Consider the following 16,420-nt stretch of genomic DNA (forward strand, 5'->3'; position numbering starts at 1 on the left):
GCTTTGTCGGGATCCAGCCTCACGCCGCTGACGAAGTGCGGCGCATCGGTGAGTGGCACGATTTTGGCGTCCATCGTGCCGCCTTTGTGGTCCAGGTAGTGCCCATGCCGCATCCGAAGGTTATCCGGTTGGGCTCGGCGTCCCCCAGCTGGATCCTTAGTTCGGCGGCCGGCGCGGCAACGCATGCAGCTGTCAGAAAGTATTCCCCGGCAGGAATGTCCGCGGTCCATGAGGCCGTACCGCCTGATGCGTAGGGGAGCCCGCTGTCGTCGGGGAGGCCCAGCAGCTCCGTCAGCGCGTCGATGTAGTCCTGCTGGCGGTGCGGGGCGTCCCCTTCGTCCGGGCCGGGGTTCGACGCCGGGCCGGCGCTGGAAGCCGGGCCGGAGGCTGCATCCCTCGGGGCGTCAGCGTCAGTGCTGTATTCGCAGCCGCCCAGGCCGGCGGCGAGCACCCAGAGAACCGGCACAACCGCTGCCATGCGCACTATCCGCTTCCCCCAAAGAGCTGACATGTCCCTGAGCATACGCACCGTCGCCGACGGCGCAAGTCACAGCTAGCTTCCTGCCGCCAGATGGTAGGCGTAGAGGAGCGGGGCATCCACGCTGGACGTGCTGACCTGCACGGTGCCGGCGGCGGGTACGGTGATCTTGGCGCGCTCGCGGCTGCCGTTGCAGGCAGCCCCCGCTTCGGCAATTTTGGTGCCGCCCGAGGTTACGGTGAAGAAGGCTTTGCCCCCGCCGTCGCACGTCATTGTCAGGGTGTATGCCCCGGACGGAACGTCGGCCGCGTCCTTGACCAGCGGCTCGCGGTTGAGGATCTTGCCGGCGTCCTCAAGCACGGTTCCGCTGGCCGTCGGCAGGGCCGTGGCCTTCCATGCCGGGACGTCGGCGTTCTCGATGGAGACAGCTGAGGAACAGGCCGAGGCGGCCACCATGAGGCAGGCGCCGGCAACCGCTGTGCCGATGCGCCTCAGGGCAGTCAGCCGCTGCGGCCCGGATGAACGTGAAAGCATGCCTCCAACTTACCCGCTGGAGACGGCCGGTCCGGGACGCCTGCCGAGGCCGCCGAGCCCCTTTGGGAAAGGCCTAGCCGGCTATCAGTTCCTGCACCTTTCCTCTGTGGAGGGCAACGTAGACACGGTCCCTCAGCCGGTTGGCCTGCTCATCGGTCAGCGTCCGGTCGAGCGGCTGGAGCACCAGCCGGAGCAGGACGTTGACGTCTCCCGGGTCCATGCGAAGGCGGTCGACGGCGGCCGGCGGCAGCTCCGCCGTCGGCGTCACCGCTTTGATCTCCAGGGCTGCAAGGACGTCGGCGTCCGTCCCGAGGGCGCCGCGGGCCCGGTCGCCGAGCAGCTCGACATCGGCCTCGGCAGAGTCGGCCAGCACCAGGGAAAGGTCCCGGCGGACGGCAGGCATGAGTGAAACCGGCCGGTAGCGGGCAAGGTCCAGCAGCTGCGCCCGGATCTCCGGGTTCTCCGAGCGGAGCAGCCGGATGTCGTCGATGCCTTTGCGCAGCATGACTGCCCTGTCGAGTCCCATCCCCAGGGCAAGGCCAGCCCACCTCCGCGGATCAAGCCCGGAGCTGCGCAGGACCGGCGCAGCCACAAGACCGCACTCGGCGAGTTCCAGCCATTCGTTCCTGCCGTCCGGCAACGTGACCAGCACGTCCAGCTGCCGGCCGGCGGCGGTATAGCTGTGGGTGGACGGCGTTGACCGCCACTGCACCCCCGGATGGTCCGCCGCGGGCAGCACGGCCTCGACGACCGCCGCCATCATCGACTGGAGGTCGGCGGGCCCCAGCAGCCCGCGCGCTTTGAGGCGCCACAGGTCAACTTGGTGCGGCGCCCCGACGTGGGTGCGGTCCACGGCGTCCCGGCGGTACACCAGCCCGGGCAGCACATGCAGCCTGTCGTAAAGGCCCTGCTCGCCGCGGAGGGAGTCGAGGAGTGCCGGGATTCCCGCCGAGGTGTGGCTTCGCAACATCACCGTGGGACTGACATGGCGCGAGTACCGCGAGTCCCGCGTGACATCGCCGGGAGAATAGCCCAGCCGGTCGTAGTTGTCGGCGGTGGCCACCAGCGGGTTCAACCGGTGTGTTTCCGATGGGATGTCCCAGAGCCGTTCGAGCGCCGAGACGGCGTCCGCCAGCAAAAGCTGCATGGCGTGGGTCCCGGCGGCGGGATCTGTAAGGTCACGCAGGGCAAGGGCGGAATTGAGTTCAGTCAGGGAGAGATAGTTCTTCACGGGGGATCCTTTGATGGCAGCATTTGGAGGGGGAGCAATCACCCTCAGCCGCTGCGCCGGACGGACCCCGGCGGCTGCAATTATGCGCGCAACAAGAAGCCCGTGCGGCCGGAAAGCGGCCGAGGGCTGATAAATCGTTGCTGCAGATGCATGGGACCATGGTGCCCCCGCGAGCACCGGATCCGCAACCTCCGGCCGCACGGGCCAGCCATGACGGTGTTGCTACACGAGCTCGTCCAGGCGGCGCCAGAACGCTGCCCTGATGGCCTTTCGGATGTCCTGGAGGTCCGTCTTGGCTTCGCCGATCTTCGCGGCACAGTCCTTGATCAGCACCCGGTCAATGGTCGGCGGCAGCAGCGGACGCTCGGCGAGGAGTTCGTTGAGTTCGCGCTGGGTGACGCTGCCGTGCCAGTTGTCCGCAAGGCTGACAGCCACCGCTTCAGCGCTTTCCACGAGATCGAACCACGGGCTTTGGGCCGCGGGTGCACCGGTCTCGGTCGAATAGACCGGTTCACGGCGAACGGAGCCGGCCCCCGGCACCGGCCGCACGTCGGGCCGCACGTCCGGCTGCACTCGCCGGGGGCCCGGCGTGGGCACCGGCCTGCCGGACGGACCTGGGCCAGCAAGGCCTACGGCCGCAGGGGCCGGCGGACCGGCGGGCCGCGGAGCATAGGACGAGGGGTTGACTGAGGAATCGGACGAGGAATCGGGTGAGGTATTGGACGGGGCCGCGGCACCGGACGAGCTGGAGGCCGCCGCTGACGCGCCTGCACCTGCACCTGCGGCCGAACCCGCGCCCGCCCAGCCGGGAAGGGTGCCGGGACGCGGGACCGGGCGGGGGCCCGGAACTGAACGCTGGCCGTTGGCTGAGGCGCTGCCCGCGACCGGCGCGACTGCGTAAGCCGCCACGTCCGCCTCTGCGGGCACTTCAGCAGCCGTACCGAAGTCCCCGCCGACCCGGTCAGCGGCGTCGGCTGTTGCGGTGTCCGCTGTTGCATCGGACGGTTCCGCGATTGCCCAGGCCATCATCGGCGCGGACTTCGCAAAGCAACGGTCCAGGAGCGACTGCGGCAGTGTGGCGATGTCGTCAACCTGCAACGCCAGGTGTTCCGCGACCGCGGTGACTCCCAGCCGGTGGCCCTGGTTCTCGATCCCCAGCAGCACCACCTTCATGCCGAGGTCCTGGGCTGCTTCCACGGCCTCGGCCAGGTCGTCATCGCCGGAAAGCAGATAGGCGACGTCGGCCGAACGGTTCCGCGCGACACCCACCAGATCCAGCCCGAGCTTGAGGTCCACGCCCTTCTGCTCGCCGTTGTAGGACATGCGCCCCAGCCGGACCTTGACCCCCGGAAGCAGGCCGATCCGTTTGTGCTCGTCGCTGAACAGGCCGTCCTTGGCGGCGTCATACCAGTACATCCTCAGCAGGTCCCGGCTGTCGCGTTCGCTCACGAATCCTTGGATTCCGTCCACAAGGCTCTTGTACTGGACGGAAAACGCAGAGCGCAGTGAGTTTCCGGTGACCCGCAGCCCGCCCGTGGCCAGGAGGAAACCTGCGTCAACGAAGATCACACTTTTGCGGCTCATGCTCAGAAGCATAGGTGGTGCTACCGGCAATCCGTCCGCAGGCAAGCCGCATCCCGGACAAGGCAGGCTGTACGCCAGCCCGAACACCCAGCTGATTTCCCAGACTGGAGGGCGCCGCCGGAACCATAGACTTGCACGGTGACTGAAACAGCTATGCACTTCACGGCCGGCAACACTCCCGACGCCCCGCGCAGCGACCTCCCAGAGTTGCTGTCCGCCCTGGCCACGGACCTGCGAGGCGCCGGCTACACCGTGGATGGAGTGGCAGGGCTGCTCGGCGAGTCGGCCAACGCCGCCCTCGGCCGCGATCAGCTCATTCCGGCGTTGATAGTCACAGAGGCCGCCGAGAAGGGGGACCAGCACGCCGCGGCGCTTGCCGCCGTCGTACGCCTTTGGTTGCTGGCTGTGCCCCAGCGCGCTGACGTGCTCGACGCCGCCCTCCCGGGGATCCGCACGGAAGGTCTCCTGGCGCTGGGGCTCGTTGAACCGGCCGGGACCGACACCGACACGGGAGCCGTCAGGGCAAAGGCTGACCTGCGGCCGTACAGCTGGAGCGGAGATGCCACAGCTGACACGGACAGCAGCGGCGGCGCCGATCTCTGGGTGGCCAGCGACCTGGCGGCGCACCAGCAGCCCGGCGTTCTCCGCCACGACCATGTGCTGGGGATCGGGCAGGCCTCCACCACGCTGGTGCGGACCACAATCCGCCGACCCGTAGGGAGGGCCCTGGACCTGGGCACCGGCTGCGGCATCCAGTCCTTCCACCTGCTGCACCACGCGGAGCACGTGACGGCCACGGACATCTCAGCGCGGGCGCTGGCCTTCACCCGTTTCAACATGCTCCTGAACGCCGAAGCACTGCACATCGACCCGGCCAGCCCGGAAAGCCGGGTCAGCCTGCGGCTGGGCTCGCTGCTGGAACCCGTGGCCGGGGAAACCTTCGACCTCGTCGTCTCCAACCCGCCGTTCGTCATCACGCCCCGGAGCCTCGGCGAGGCCGCCGCAGACCAGTTCACCTACCGCGACGGCGGTCTGCCGGGGGATGACATCGTCGCCTCGCTGGTCAGGGCTCTGCCGTCGGTCCTTGCCCCGGACGGAACAGCCCAGCTCTTGGGCAACTGGGAGGTCGCAGCGGGGACGCCGTGGTCGGAACGGCCGCAAAGCTGGGCCGGTCCGGACGTGGATGCGTGGTTCATCCAGCGCGAGCTGGTGGGGCCGGAACAGTACGCCGAGACCTGGCTGCAGGACGCCTCCGAAGCCCGGGACCGCCAGCACTACCAGGACGCCTACGCCGCCTACCTGGACGACTTCGCCTCGCGGAACGTGGAGGGGATCGGCTTCGGCATGATCTACCTGCGGCGCCCCGCGGACGGCGCCCGGCCGGTCATCAGCCGCTTCGAGGAGATCACGTATCCCATCGAGCAGCCCGTTGGCCCGCACCTGGGCGCAGCGGTGGAGCGGGCCGACTGGCTGGCAGCCAATGATCTGGCCGCCGCGCACCTGTTGGTGGCCGAGGACGTCACCGAGGAACGGCACCAACGTCCGGGAGCGGAACACCCCGGCGTGATCCTGCTGCGCCAGGGTGCAGGGCTCCGCCGCACCAACCTGCTGAGCACGGAGCTGGCAGGCTTCGTGTCAGCGTGTGACGGCGACCTGTCCGTCGGGCAGATCATCGGAGCCCTTGAAGCGCTGCTGGGCGGGGAAGACGGCTTTGACGGCGGCGCGTTCCGGGACGGGCTTCTCGCCGATGTGCGGAACCTGGTCCGCGACGGATTCCTGCTGCCGGCCTGACCCCAGGGCTGCCCGGCCTGGAACCGCAGGGCCGGCTGTCGCGGCGCCGGCGGGGCCGTCGGGGCCGTCAGGGTCATCGGCGCCGTCATCGGCGCCGGCATCTGTTTGGCCGGCATCGGCGCCGGCATCTGTTTGGCCGGCATCGGCGCCGGCATCTGTTTGGCCGGCATCGCCCGGGCGGGCCGGTGCCAGGTCTTGTGAACCGAAACGCCACAGCACTCTTATGGCGATGGCCAGGGAGACAACCGCGCCGATTCCTCCGATCAGCAGGAAACCGGACCGGACCGGCAGCAGCGCGCCCAGGAGCCCGCCGAGAGCCAAGGCCGCAAGGCTGATGGCGCGGATCAGGCCCCCGATCATGGACATCGCCTGCCCCCGGCCTTCCTCGGGGATCCGGAGGATCACGATCGCCCCGAAGCACGCGTTGAGGACACCGCAGGAAACCCCCATCCCGGTGTAGGCGACAAACATTATGTCCACGCTCGGCACCAGCCCGATGCAGGCGAGCACCGCGGACGTCAGTGCCATGGATCCCAGCAGGATGCGGAGCCGGACAGGCGGCGTTTTGATCAGGCCGGCGAGCGCCGCCCCGGCAGCCATTCCCAAGGCAAAAGCCGCAACGAGCAGGCCGTATTCCGTTTCGGAGGCACCCATCTCGCCCCGGACCAGGAACACCTCAAGGACGTTGGTCGCTTCCCCCACGGCAATGAAAAACAGGGTACCGATCACCAGAGCCCATACCAGGCTGTCCCGCCGGATGAGACGGAGCCCGTCCATCAAAGCGGGCCGCTCCCGGCCGGCGAGGTCCGCTCCGGTACCCCTGCGCGTCCGGATGAGGACGGCACCCAGCCCCATTGCCACATAGCACGCGCTCGCCACGGAAAACACCAGTACCGAGCCGCCCCAGCCACTCAGCAGCCCTCCCGCCGCGGGTCCGGCCATCCCCGCGATCATAATGGTCGCCTGCATGGTTCCGACGGCACGGGGTGTTCGCTCCTCACCGACGATCCGGGGCAACAGCGCCTGCCACGTGGGGCCGGCCACTGCCTGGCAAGCGTTGAGCACGAGAGTAAGCGCGAAGAGCGCGGAAATGTAATGCTCCAGGTAGTGCATGCTCAGGCCCATGCCTGCCACGGCGGCGGCGCTGCCGGCGGAAGTCGCCGTCGCGAGTACCCGGGAATCCCGCGTGTCCGCCAGCCTCCCGGCCCACGGGGCGAGGACCACCAGCGGCAGGGCGGAACACAGCAGATAGAGGGCCACCAGCCAAGAGCCTGCCAAACGAACGGTGCCGGCGGCGTCAGCCGCCTGCAAATGCAGCATCACGCTGACAATGACTGCCCCCATGCCGGCGGCAGCCATGAAGCGGGCAGTGCTTGCCAACAGGAAATCCCGGTTTCGCCAGAGCGGTGGATTTGCGCGAAGTAAGGCAGGCGATAGCCCGGACGAGTCCCCCATGTCCGCGAAGCTACTCCCGGTCAGGTGGGAATGTCAAGCGTTTCTTTCAGAGTTGCCGCATGCTCGATAGAATGGAGGTGTGAATGCAGAAACTCCAGAAACGGAGCCAGCAGCGCAAGAGGGCGCCAAACGCAGGGTACGGCCGGAGAAGAAGGTGGAGATCACCGATCCCAAGGCCATCCGCGCGCTCGCCCACGCCGCACGGCTGGAAGTGATCTCGGAGCTGTATTCCACGCAGGTCAGCCGGACGGCCACGGAGCTTGCCGCGCAGACGGGCCTGACGCCGAGCGCCATGAGCTACCACCTGCGGGCCTTGCAGAAGTGGGGGATCGTGGAACCCGCGGCAACCGCGGGCGATGCACGCGAACGGCGATGGCGGGCTGCCGGCTCTGAGTTCACCATCAATTCCGGCGGGGGTGTGGCCAGCCCCGAGTTTGCCGTCCTCGACCTGGAGTTGGATGCCTTCCGGCGCAGGGTCGACGCCTACGCCAAAGTTCGGGACCAGCGCCGGCAAGACAGTGAATCGACCGAATCTCCGGGACTCGTGGTGCTGTCCAGCAACCTGCTGTACCTGACCCCGGCGCAGCGCTCGGAGCTTACGGCGAAGGTCTTCGGATTGCTCAAGGAATACGAGCTCGACGATCCGGAGCATGTCCCCGAAGGGGCCGAACGCATGGCCACAATGTGGTCCTTGATTCCGGACGACCGTAAGTGATTCCCGGCACCCGTTTTCCACATGAATGCGCATCATCCTGCAAAATATGGTGAACTAGGCGAGTATGGGCTCATCTGCCCGAGCCAACCTTTTTCTGTAGGAGCACCGTGCCAAGCAAGGCCAAAACCGGCAAGAAACTCGTGATTGTGGAGTCTCCGGCCAAGAGCAAGACCATCGCCAAGTACTTGGGCGAGGGCTTCATCGTTGAGGCCTCCATCGGTCACATCCGCGATCTGCCGCAGCCTTCGGAACTCCCCGCCGAGCTCAAGAAAACCTCCATCGGCAAGTTCGCCGTCGACATCGAAAACGACTTCAAGCCGTACTACGTCGTGTCCCCGGACAAGAAGAAAAAGGTGGCCGAACTCAAGGCCCAGCTCAAAGATGCTGACGCTCTTTATCTCGCAACCGATGGGGACCGCGAGGGCGAGGCCATCGCGTGGCACCTGCTGGAAGTGCTCAAGCCCAAGGTTCCCGTCTATCGGATGACCTTCGGTGAAATCACCAAGGAAGCCATCCACCGCGCCATGGACAACCTGCGCGACGTCGATTCGGCCCTTGTTGACGCCCAGGAAACCCGCCGCGTGCTGGACCGCCTGTACGGTTACGAAATTTCCCCCGTACTTTGGCGCAAGGTGGCCCGGGGCCTGTCCGCCGGCCGCGTCCAGTCCGTGGTCACCCGCATGGTGGTGGACCGCGAACGGGAACGCATGGCGTTCAAGGCCGCGTCCTACTGGGACCTCACGGGTCAGTTCGGCGCCGAGTCGGGCTCCTTCAAAGCGAAGCTGGCTGCCGTCGACGGCGCTAAGGTGGCCAGCGGCCGTGACTTCAACGACGACGGCGAACTCACCTCGCGCAACGTCACGCACGTCAACGAGGAACTCGCCACGTCCCTCGCGGCGGGACTGCAGGACGCCGAGTTCCGTGTCCGCTCCGTCGACACCAAGCCGTACACCCGCCGGCCTGCCGCCCCGTTCACCACCTCCACGCTGCAGCAGGAAGCAGGCCGCAAGCTGCGGTTCTCCTCCAAGAGCACCATGCAGGTGGCCCAGCGCCTCTACGAAAACGGCTACATCACGTATATGCGTACGGACTCGTCCGCTCTGAGTGACGAAGCCGTGACGGCCGCCCGCCGGCAGGCCTCCGAACTGTACGGCCCGGAGTACGTGCCGCAGTCGCCCCGCGTCTACGCCAGCAAGGCAGCCAACGCGCAGGAAGCCCACGAGGCCATCCGCCCCGCCGGTGACTCCTTCCGCACCCCGGCGCAGGTCGCCAAGCAGCTCTCCGGCGACGAATTCCGGCTTTACGAGCTCATCTGGAAGCGCACCGTCGCCTCCCAGATGGGTGACGCCAAGGGCTCCACGGCCACCATCCGCCTCGGCGCGGTTGCTGTCATTGGCGCGGCCGAAGGCCGGGATGCGGAATTCTCGGCCTCAGGCACCGTCATCACCTTCCCCGGCTTCCTGGCCGCGTACGAAGAGGGCAAGGACGAAAGCCGCGGGGACGACGACTCCGAGGAAGCCCGCCGCCTGCCCAACGTGGCCAAGGGCGATCCCCTCAGCGCCGCGGACATCATCGCCGTGGGCCACGAGACTTCGCCGCCGCCGCGCTACACGGAAGCTTCGCTGACCGCGGAGCTGGAAAAGAAGGGCATCGGGCGACCGTCCACGTATGCCTCCACCATTTCCACCATCCAGGACCGCGGCTATGTGCGTAAGCAGGGTTCCGCGCTGGTTCCCAGCTGGATCGCGTTCTCAGTGATCCGGTTGCTCGAACAGCATTTCCATGACTACGTGGACTACGAGTTCACCGCAGACATGGAAGGTGACCTGGACAAGATCGCCAACGGCCAGGCCGTGGGCGCTGCCTGGCTCAAGCACTTCTATTACGGTGAAGACGCCGATCCCGGCCTGTTGAGCATCGTGAACAACCTTGGCGAAATCGATGCCCGGGAGATCAACTCGGTGCCCATCGCCGAGGGCATCACGCTGCGCGTCGGCAAGTTCGGACCGTACCTCGAAAGCTCTGTTCCGACGGTGGACCCGAAAACCGGTGAGGTGGTTGAATCCGCCCGCGCCAACGTCCCCGAGGACCTGGCTCCGGATGAGCTGACGGCTGCGAAGGCCAAAGAGCTGATGGAAACCGCGGCTCCCGAAGAGCGCGTTCTTGGCGACGATCCCCACACCGGGCACACCGTTGTGGCTAAGAACGGCCGTTACGGAGCCTACGTCACGGAGATCATTCCGGAGATGACGGAGGAGCAGCTGGCCAACCAGCCGGTGGAGTATTACAAGAACGGCAAGCCCAAGCCGCCGAAGAAGCCCGTCAAGGCAAAGCCCCGCACGGGTTCGCTGTTCGCGTCAATGACCGTTGATTCCATCACCCTCGATGAGGCGCTGCAGCTCATGAGCCTTCCGCGGGTCCTGGGCCAGGATGCCGAGGGGAACCCGATCACGGTGCAGAACGGCCGCTTTGGCCCGTACCTGAAGAAGGGCACGGACTCGCGCTCCATCGGTTCCGAAGAGGAAATCTTCACGATTACGTTGGAGCAGGCGCTGGAGATCTACTCGCAGCCCAAGCAGCGTGGAGCTCGCGCCGCCGTTCCGCCGCTCGCTGAGTTCGGCCCGGATCCTGTGTCCGAAAAGAACATTGTGGTGAAGGAGGGCCGCTTCGGCCCGTACATCACCGACGGCATCACCAACATCACCGTTCCCCGTGCCACGTCCCTCGAGGAACTGACCCGGGAACAGGCCGTGGAACTCCTGGCGGAGAAGCGTGCGAAGGGCCCGGCGAAGCGACCTGCCACCGCCCGCAAGGCCCCGGCCAAGAAGAAGGCAGCCGCCAAGAAATAGGAATTCCCTTGCTCGTTGAATTCGCCGGAAGCGTGCGGATTCGCCGGAAATTTGCGGCGAATCCGCAGCTTACCGGCGAATTCGCGTTTGCGCCCCGCCCGGCAAACGTGGTCGAGTAGATGTATGACTGAACAGCCTGCACCCGCGGAAATCCAGCCCCTGAACGACCTCGAAGAGAAGCTCGCCACAGGTGACCACCCGGATGCCAACCCGGTGGACGTCATCCTGTCCTTCCTCAACAACGAGGTCTACATCATCAGCTCCGATGCGCTTGAAGGCGAAGACGCGCAGGTCGAACCACTCGTGTTGTCCAACGCCGAGGGCAAGCCTGTACTGGCCGTGTTCTCGCACCCGAGCCGCGTTGACCAGCAGTTCCTCGATGCCGCCCCCAACGTCCTTGGCACCCAGGGAGCGGCCATCATCGGCAACCTTGGCGATGACCTCGGTATGGTCATCAACCCCGGCAGCGCCTTCGGCTTTGAGATCGACCCCGAGGGTGTGGCCAACATCCGGCGCGACTTCAAGCGCGCCGATCAGCCTGCCGACGGTTCCGCCGAGGCAGCTGCGGAGTAACAACCGCGATAATCCCGACCCGGACAGGCAAGCCGCCGACGCATTTGCGCCGGCGGCTTGCTATCGGTGAATAATGGCAGAATGCGTCTAGGCGTCCTCGACATCGGTTCCAACACTGTCCACCTGCTTCTGGTTGATGCGCATCCCGGCGCGCGGCCGGTGCCCTTCGCTTCGCATAAACGTCCGCTCTCGCTCGTGCAGTTCCTCGACGCCGAGGGCAACATCAACGACGCCGGCCAGCACGAACTCATCGAATTCGTCCTCGAGGCGTGGGAGTTTGCGGCCAAACACAAAGCCCAGGACCTTCTGGCGTTCTGTACGTCCGCCATCCGCGAAGCCACGAACGGGCCGGCCGTGCTGGCCCGGGTCAAGCATGAAACCACTGTTACGCTCCAGGAGCTCACCGGCAGCCAGGAGGCATCCATGACCTTCTTCGCCGTCCGCCGCTGGTACGGCTGGGGCGCCGGTCCCATCCTGAACCTTGACATCGGCGGCGGCTCCTTCGAAATGGCGCTGGGCCAGGACGAACTGCCGGAGCTGGCCACGTCCGTTCCGCTGGGGGCGAGCCGCCTCACCCGGGACTGGCTGCACGATGACCCGCCCTCCGCGAAGAGCGTCAAGGAACTCCGCCGCTATATCCGGGCAACCCTCAAGCCGGCAGTCCGGAACTTCAACGAGCTGGGCAGGGCGAACGTGGTGGCCGGGACGTCCAAGACTTTCCGTTCGCTGGCCCGGATCGCCGGGGCAGCCCCGAGCGCCGCCGGACCGTACGTCAAGCGCGAACTGGGCGCAACGGACCTTGGCATCTGGGCTCAGCGGATTTCAGCCATGAAAACGGAGGACAGGCTGCACCTCCCGGGCGTCTCCGAAGCCCGAGCCAACCAGCTCCTTGCCGGAGCACTCGTGGCTGAGGCGGCCCTGGAACTCTTCGAATTCAAGAAGGTCAAGATCTGCCCGTGGGCCCTGCGGGAAGGTCTCATCCTCCGCAGGCTGGACCAGTTGATTTTCGAGGGGCCGCTGGAGCCGGCGCCCCACGTCGCCCTGCCGCCGGTTGCGGCCGGCCCGGACACAGCCCTCGCCGCCACCGCACCGGAGCCGGCAACCGCCGCCGCCCCGGCCACTGCCCCTACCACAGCCGCCCCGGCCGCCGCCGCAGGCGGGAGGGCTGACTGAGATGAGCAACGGCGTCGAACTTTCCCGTGAGGAGAACCGCGTGATTCCGGTGGCGCTGTCCAGCTCCTCCGTCTACCCGCTGAGCGTGCACGATGCTTTCGCCGTGGCGCAGGACCTTGGCTTTGACGGCGTGGAGGTGATGGTCACCAACAATGCCACCAGCCAGAGCCCGCACTCCCTCCTGGAGCTCAGCCACCGCTACCGGCAGCCGATCGTCTCCATTCATGCGCCTACGCTGCTGCTGACCCAGAAGGTGTGGGGATCGGCCTGGAACAAGATTGAAATGTCCTGCCGGATGGCCCGCGAAGTGGGCTGCGGCACCGTGGTGGTGCATCCGCCGTTCCGCTGGCAGAGCAACTATGCGGAGAACTTCCCCGCCGGCATTCGCCAGCTCGCCGACATGTACCAAGTGCGGATCGCCGTGGAAAACATGTACCCGTGGCGTGTGCGGGGCCGGGAAACGGTTGCCTACCTGCCGCACTGGGATCCCTTGGGCCAGGATTACGACGACGTCACGTGGGACTTCTCGCACGCCGCCACCGCGGGGGTAAACAGTGTGGAGGCGATCAAGGCCCTTGGCAGCAAACTTCGGCACATCCACCTGACTGACGGGTCAGGCTCCGGACGGGACGAGCACCTCATTCCCGGACGCGGAAACCAAGGCTGCGCCGAGGCGCTGCAGCACCTGGCCGGCAGCGGATTCGACGGTATGGTGGTGGCGGAAATCTCCACCCGCCGGGCGAAGTACGCGGGGGAGCGCGAGCAGTGGCTGAACGAAACCCTGAAGTTTGCCCGGCAGCACCTGAACCTCCCGCTGGTCGGTGCCCGGGACGCCTAGGCAGGCTTTCGCGAGGTTGGGGTGCGCAGGGTGTCGACGATTGGGTGTCGATATTGGAGGGTGCCGTTCGTGTAGATGGTGAGAGGCCGGCACCGGGCCGGCTGATTCCTCGAGGAGGAAAACGAAATGCCACAATACCTGCTCAGCATCTACCAGCCCGACGGTCCCGTACCGGACGCGGACTTCCTGGAGCCCATCATGCGCGACCTGGAAGGCCTCAACCGGGAGATGAAGGCGGCCGGCGCCTGGGTGTTCGCCGCCGGACTCCATCCCGCGGACACCGCCACCGTCCTGCGGAAAAAGGGAGACGAAGTGCTCATCACGGACGGCCCGTTCACCGAGGGCAAGGAACACCTCGGCGGGTTCACAATCATTGATGTCGACGACCTGGACGCCGCGCTGGACTGGGGACGCAGACTGGCGAAGATCGTCACCTTGCCGGTCGAAGTCCGCCCCCTCCAGCACTAGGCGTTAGGACGCATCCGGATGACCGGGCCCGGTTCCGCGGCGGGGGATTGTTCTGAGGGGGATCTTTCTGCGGAGATAGCCCGCATCTTCCGCAGCGAGTACGGCCGTGCCGTGGCCGTGCTGGTCCGGGTCTTCGGCAGCATCGACATCGCTGAGGACGCCGTCCAGGACGCCTTCACGGCGGCCGTGCAGCGCTGGCCGTCCGCCGGCATCCCGCCCAGCCCGGCGGGGTGGATCATCACCACTGCCCGGAACCGGGCCATCGACCGGCTCCGCCGGGACGCCGTCCGCGAGGACAAATATGCACAGGCCGCCCTCCTGCACTCCGGGACAGGGCATGCCTCCGGTGTGGCCCCCGGGGAGCCGCTGGAGGAGCTGGCGGAGGAGGCTGCGATGCGCGATGACACGCTGCGGCTGATCTTCACGTGCTGCCACCCTGCCCTCGGAACCCCGGCCCGCGTGGCGTTGACCCTGAGGCTCCTTGGCGGACTGACGACAGCGGAGATTGCCCGGGCCTTTATGGTTCCCGAAACAACCATGGCCCAGCGGCTGGTCCGGGCCAAGGCGAAAATCCGGGACGCCCGGATTCCCTACCGTGTGCCCAGCGGCGCGGAACTGCCGGAGCGGCTGACGGCCGTGCTCGCCGTCGTCTACCTCATCTTCAACGAGGGCTACAGTGCGAGCTCCGGCGAGGCGCTGATCCGGGACGAGCTCTGCGCGGAGGCTGTCCGGCTGGCCCGGCTCCTTGCATCGCTCATGCCCGACGAACCCGAAGCCCGGGGGCTTCTGGCGCTGATGTTGCTGATAGAGTCGCGGCGCGCGGCCAGGATGACGCCCGACGGCGGCCTGGTGCTGTTGGCGGACCAGGACCGGCGGCTGTGGAACAGGGAGCTCATTGCCGAGGGCCAGTCCATTGTGCGGCAGTGCCTTCGCCGGAACCAGCCGGGGCCGTACCAGGTGCAGGCCGCCATCAACGCGGTCCACAGCGACTCCCCGTCCGCCGAGGCGACGGACTGGGAACAGATCCTGGCGCTGTACGATCAGCTCCTGCAGTTGTCACCCGGTCCCGTGGTTGCCCTCAACCGTGCGGTGGCCGTTGCCGAAGTGCACCGCCCTGCGGCGGCCCTCGGGCTGGTGGACGGGCTGGACCTGGGAGGCTACGGACTTTTCCACGCCGTGCGGGCGGACCTGCTCCGGCGCCTGGGCCGCTTCCGGGAAGCCAAGGCGTCGTACCGTGACGCCGTGGGGCTGGCAGGAAATGCGGCTGAGCGGCGGTTCCTCGAAGGCCGGCTCCGCGGGCTGCCTGGCGGGGACTGACATTCCTCCTGCGGAGCGGCTCCTGCCGGGAAGGCTTCGGCCAAAGCGAAAGCCCGGCTTAGCTCGGCTTAGCCCGCTTAAAGCCAAAGCGCGGCTTAAAGCGAAAGCACCGGGCGGTCCTGCCGAAGGAATTGGGGGAACCCTTCCGCAGCCGCCCGGCGCCGCGCCGGTTCCGTGGAACCGGCTGTCATCACTCGCACCTATGAGGCACTTTCCAAGTTACACAAGCAGTTTGGGTGTTTCAGCTATTTTCCCTGTGCGTAGGCTGGCAATGTCCGGTAGCGACGGTTCAACCGGACAGCCATGGTTAAAAGCGAAAGCACCGGCGGCCCTGGCAGGAAAATGGGGGAAACCTGCTGTGGACCACCGGTGCCGGGCAAACATCCCCATGCTTGCCTCATCACTCGCACCCTCAATGAGGTAGTTACTACGCTATGGGGCCACTTTGTGAAGAAGCTGCGGTGAGCATGTGAGCCACCTGTGAATGGGGCCCCGCAGTGCGCTGCCCGCCGCGGACAGTGGTCCGGACCGCAACCCCCGGATGCGATAACCCGCACCGAACTGCAATGATGGACCAATGAGCAACCGAATCGCATTCCTTGGCTGTGGATCCATGAACGAGGCCGTCATGAGCGGCATGCTGGCGGCCGGAACGGACCCGGCGGACGTCGTGGCGACTGTCCGGCGCGCGGAGCGTGCTGCCGAACTTGCCCAGCGCCACCACGGCATTACGGCCATCGCGGGCGAAGAGGAGCCGGACAACAACAAGCAGGCCGCCACCGGCTCCGCCGTCGTGATCCTCGGCGTCAAACCCGTGGGAATCATCGACCTGGCGCGGGAGGTCAGCGGTTCGTTGTCTCCGAAGACCATTGTGGTCAGTGTGGCTGCGGCGGTTTCCATCGCGCAGTTGGAGGCCGCACTGCCGGCCGGCCAGCCGGTGGTCCGCAGCATGCCCAACACTCCGGCCAAACTGGGGCGCGGTGTTGTGTCCGTGTCGCCGGGAACCAACTGCTCGGCCGACCAGCTGCAGCTGGTCAAGGACGTCCTCAAGGGCGCCGGGACTGTGGTGGAAGTGCCCGAGGAGCAGGTGGATGCCTTGTCCGCGATCAGCGGTTCGGGACCGGCCTACGCGTTCTACCTGGCCGAGGCGATGGCGGCCGCCGGCGTCGAACTCGGGCTGGATCCTGATTTGTCCCTGTTGCTGGCACGGGAAACCGTAGCAGGAGCCGGCCTCATGCTGGCGGAACCCGGGGCGCACCCCACCGCCCTGCGCAAGGCCGTGACCAGCCCGAACGGCACCACTGAACGAGCCATAGCCACGTTCGACGAGCGCGGCATGCCGGCGATCATCGCCGACGGCGCCCGCGCCGCCGCAGCCCGCGCAGCCGAGATCACCAAGCAACTCGCGTAACCT

Annotated in this window: 13 protein-coding genes and 1 pseudogene; 9 read left to right on the forward strand and 5 right to left on the reverse strand. The window is 66.9% G+C overall.

The window, feature by feature from the left end:
- Positions 1–19 precede the first annotated feature (19 nt).
- From J2S97_RS17290 to J2S97_RS17305, 4 genes are all read right to left on the reverse strand, one after another.
- Complete coding sequence (locus J2S97_RS17290; protein ID WP_307051180.1) at positions 20–511, reverse strand: hypothetical protein; 492 nt, start codon at positions 509–511, stop codon at positions 20–22.
- A 42-nt stretch (positions 512–553) separates the two neighbouring features.
- On the reverse strand, positions 554–1,012 hold the full coding sequence (locus J2S97_RS17295; protein ID WP_307051181.1) for a hypothetical protein: 459 nt from the start codon (positions 1,010–1,012) through the stop codon (positions 554–556).
- Between the two features lie 73 nt (positions 1,013–1,085).
- Positions 1,086–2,243, reverse strand: coding sequence for a PheS-related mystery ligase SrmL (gene srmL, locus J2S97_RS17300; protein WP_307051182.1), 1,158 nt, complete (start codon positions 2,241–2,243; stop codon positions 1,086–1,088).
- A gap of 222 nt (positions 2,244–2,465) precedes the next feature.
- Positions 2,466–3,827 carry an NYN domain-containing protein gene (locus tag J2S97_RS17305; RefSeq protein WP_307051183.1) on the reverse strand — a complete coding sequence of 454 codons (1,362 nt, stop codon included), beginning with the start codon at positions 3,825–3,827 and terminating at the stop codon, positions 2,466–2,468.
- Positions 3,828–3,980: 153 nt separating this feature from the next.
- Here J2S97_RS17305 and J2S97_RS17310 point away from each other — a divergent pair, with 153 nt between their 5' ends.
- Positions 3,981–5,618 (forward strand): DUF7059 domain-containing protein, encoded by a 1,638-nt coding sequence (locus J2S97_RS17310; protein WP_307051372.1) that lies wholly within the window; start codon positions 3,981–3,983, stop codon positions 5,616–5,618.
- Between the two features lie 219 nt (positions 5,619–5,837).
- Here J2S97_RS17310 and J2S97_RS17315 read toward each other — a convergent pair.
- Positions 5,838–7,073: pseudogene (locus J2S97_RS17315) on the reverse strand (MFS transporter); the annotation flags it as partial.
- Positions 7,074–7,152: 79 nt separating this feature from the next.
- On the opposite strand from J2S97_RS17315, the gene J2S97_RS17320 reads away from it, so the two are divergent.
- From J2S97_RS17320 to proC, 8 genes are all read left to right on the forward strand, one after another.
- Positions 7,153–7,788 carry an ArsR/SmtB family transcription factor gene (locus tag J2S97_RS17320; protein WP_307051184.1) on the forward strand — a complete coding sequence of 212 codons (636 nt, stop codon included), beginning with the start codon at positions 7,153–7,155 and terminating at the stop codon, positions 7,786–7,788.
- Between the two features lie 107 nt (positions 7,789–7,895).
- On the forward strand, positions 7,896–10,637 hold the full coding sequence (topA, locus tag J2S97_RS17325; protein WP_307051185.1) for a type I DNA topoisomerase: 2,742 nt from the start codon (positions 7,896–7,898) through the stop codon (positions 10,635–10,637).
- A gap of 123 nt (positions 10,638–10,760) precedes the next feature.
- Positions 10,761–11,210 (forward strand): SseB family protein, encoded by a 450-nt coding sequence (locus J2S97_RS17330; RefSeq protein ID WP_307051186.1) that lies wholly within the window; start codon positions 10,761–10,763, stop codon positions 11,208–11,210.
- An 81-nt stretch (positions 11,211–11,291) separates the two neighbouring features.
- Positions 11,292–12,383, forward strand: a complete 1,092-nt coding sequence (locus tag J2S97_RS17335) for a Ppx/GppA phosphatase family protein (RefSeq protein ID WP_307051187.1) — start codon at positions 11,292–11,294, stop codon at positions 12,381–12,383.
- Between the two features lies 1 nt (position 12,384).
- On the forward strand, positions 12,385–13,221 hold the full coding sequence (locus J2S97_RS17340) for a sugar phosphate isomerase/epimerase family protein (RefSeq protein ID WP_307051188.1): 837 nt from the start codon (positions 12,385–12,387) through the stop codon (positions 13,219–13,221).
- Between the two features lie 126 nt (positions 13,222–13,347).
- The gene (locus J2S97_RS17345) at positions 13,348–13,689 is read left to right on the forward strand and encodes a YciI family protein (RefSeq protein WP_307051189.1); all 342 of its coding nucleotides are present in this window, start codon (positions 13,348–13,350) and stop codon (positions 13,687–13,689) included.
- An 18-nt stretch (positions 13,690–13,707) separates the two neighbouring features.
- Entirely contained in the window at positions 13,708–15,006 is a 1,299-nt protein-coding gene (locus J2S97_RS17350; protein ID WP_307051190.1) for an RNA polymerase sigma factor, read from the forward strand.
- 577 nt (positions 15,007–15,583) lie between these two features.
- Entirely contained in the window at positions 15,584–16,417 is an 834-nt protein-coding gene (gene proC / locus J2S97_RS17355) for a pyrroline-5-carboxylate reductase (protein WP_307051191.1), read from the forward strand.
- Positions 16,418–16,420: the final 3 nt, after the last annotated feature.

Origin of the sequence: Arthrobacter oryzae, from assembly GCF_030812315.1 — a bacterium.
Lineage (GTDB): Bacteria > Actinomycetota > Actinomycetes > Actinomycetales > Micrococcaceae > Arthrobacter > Arthrobacter oryzae_B.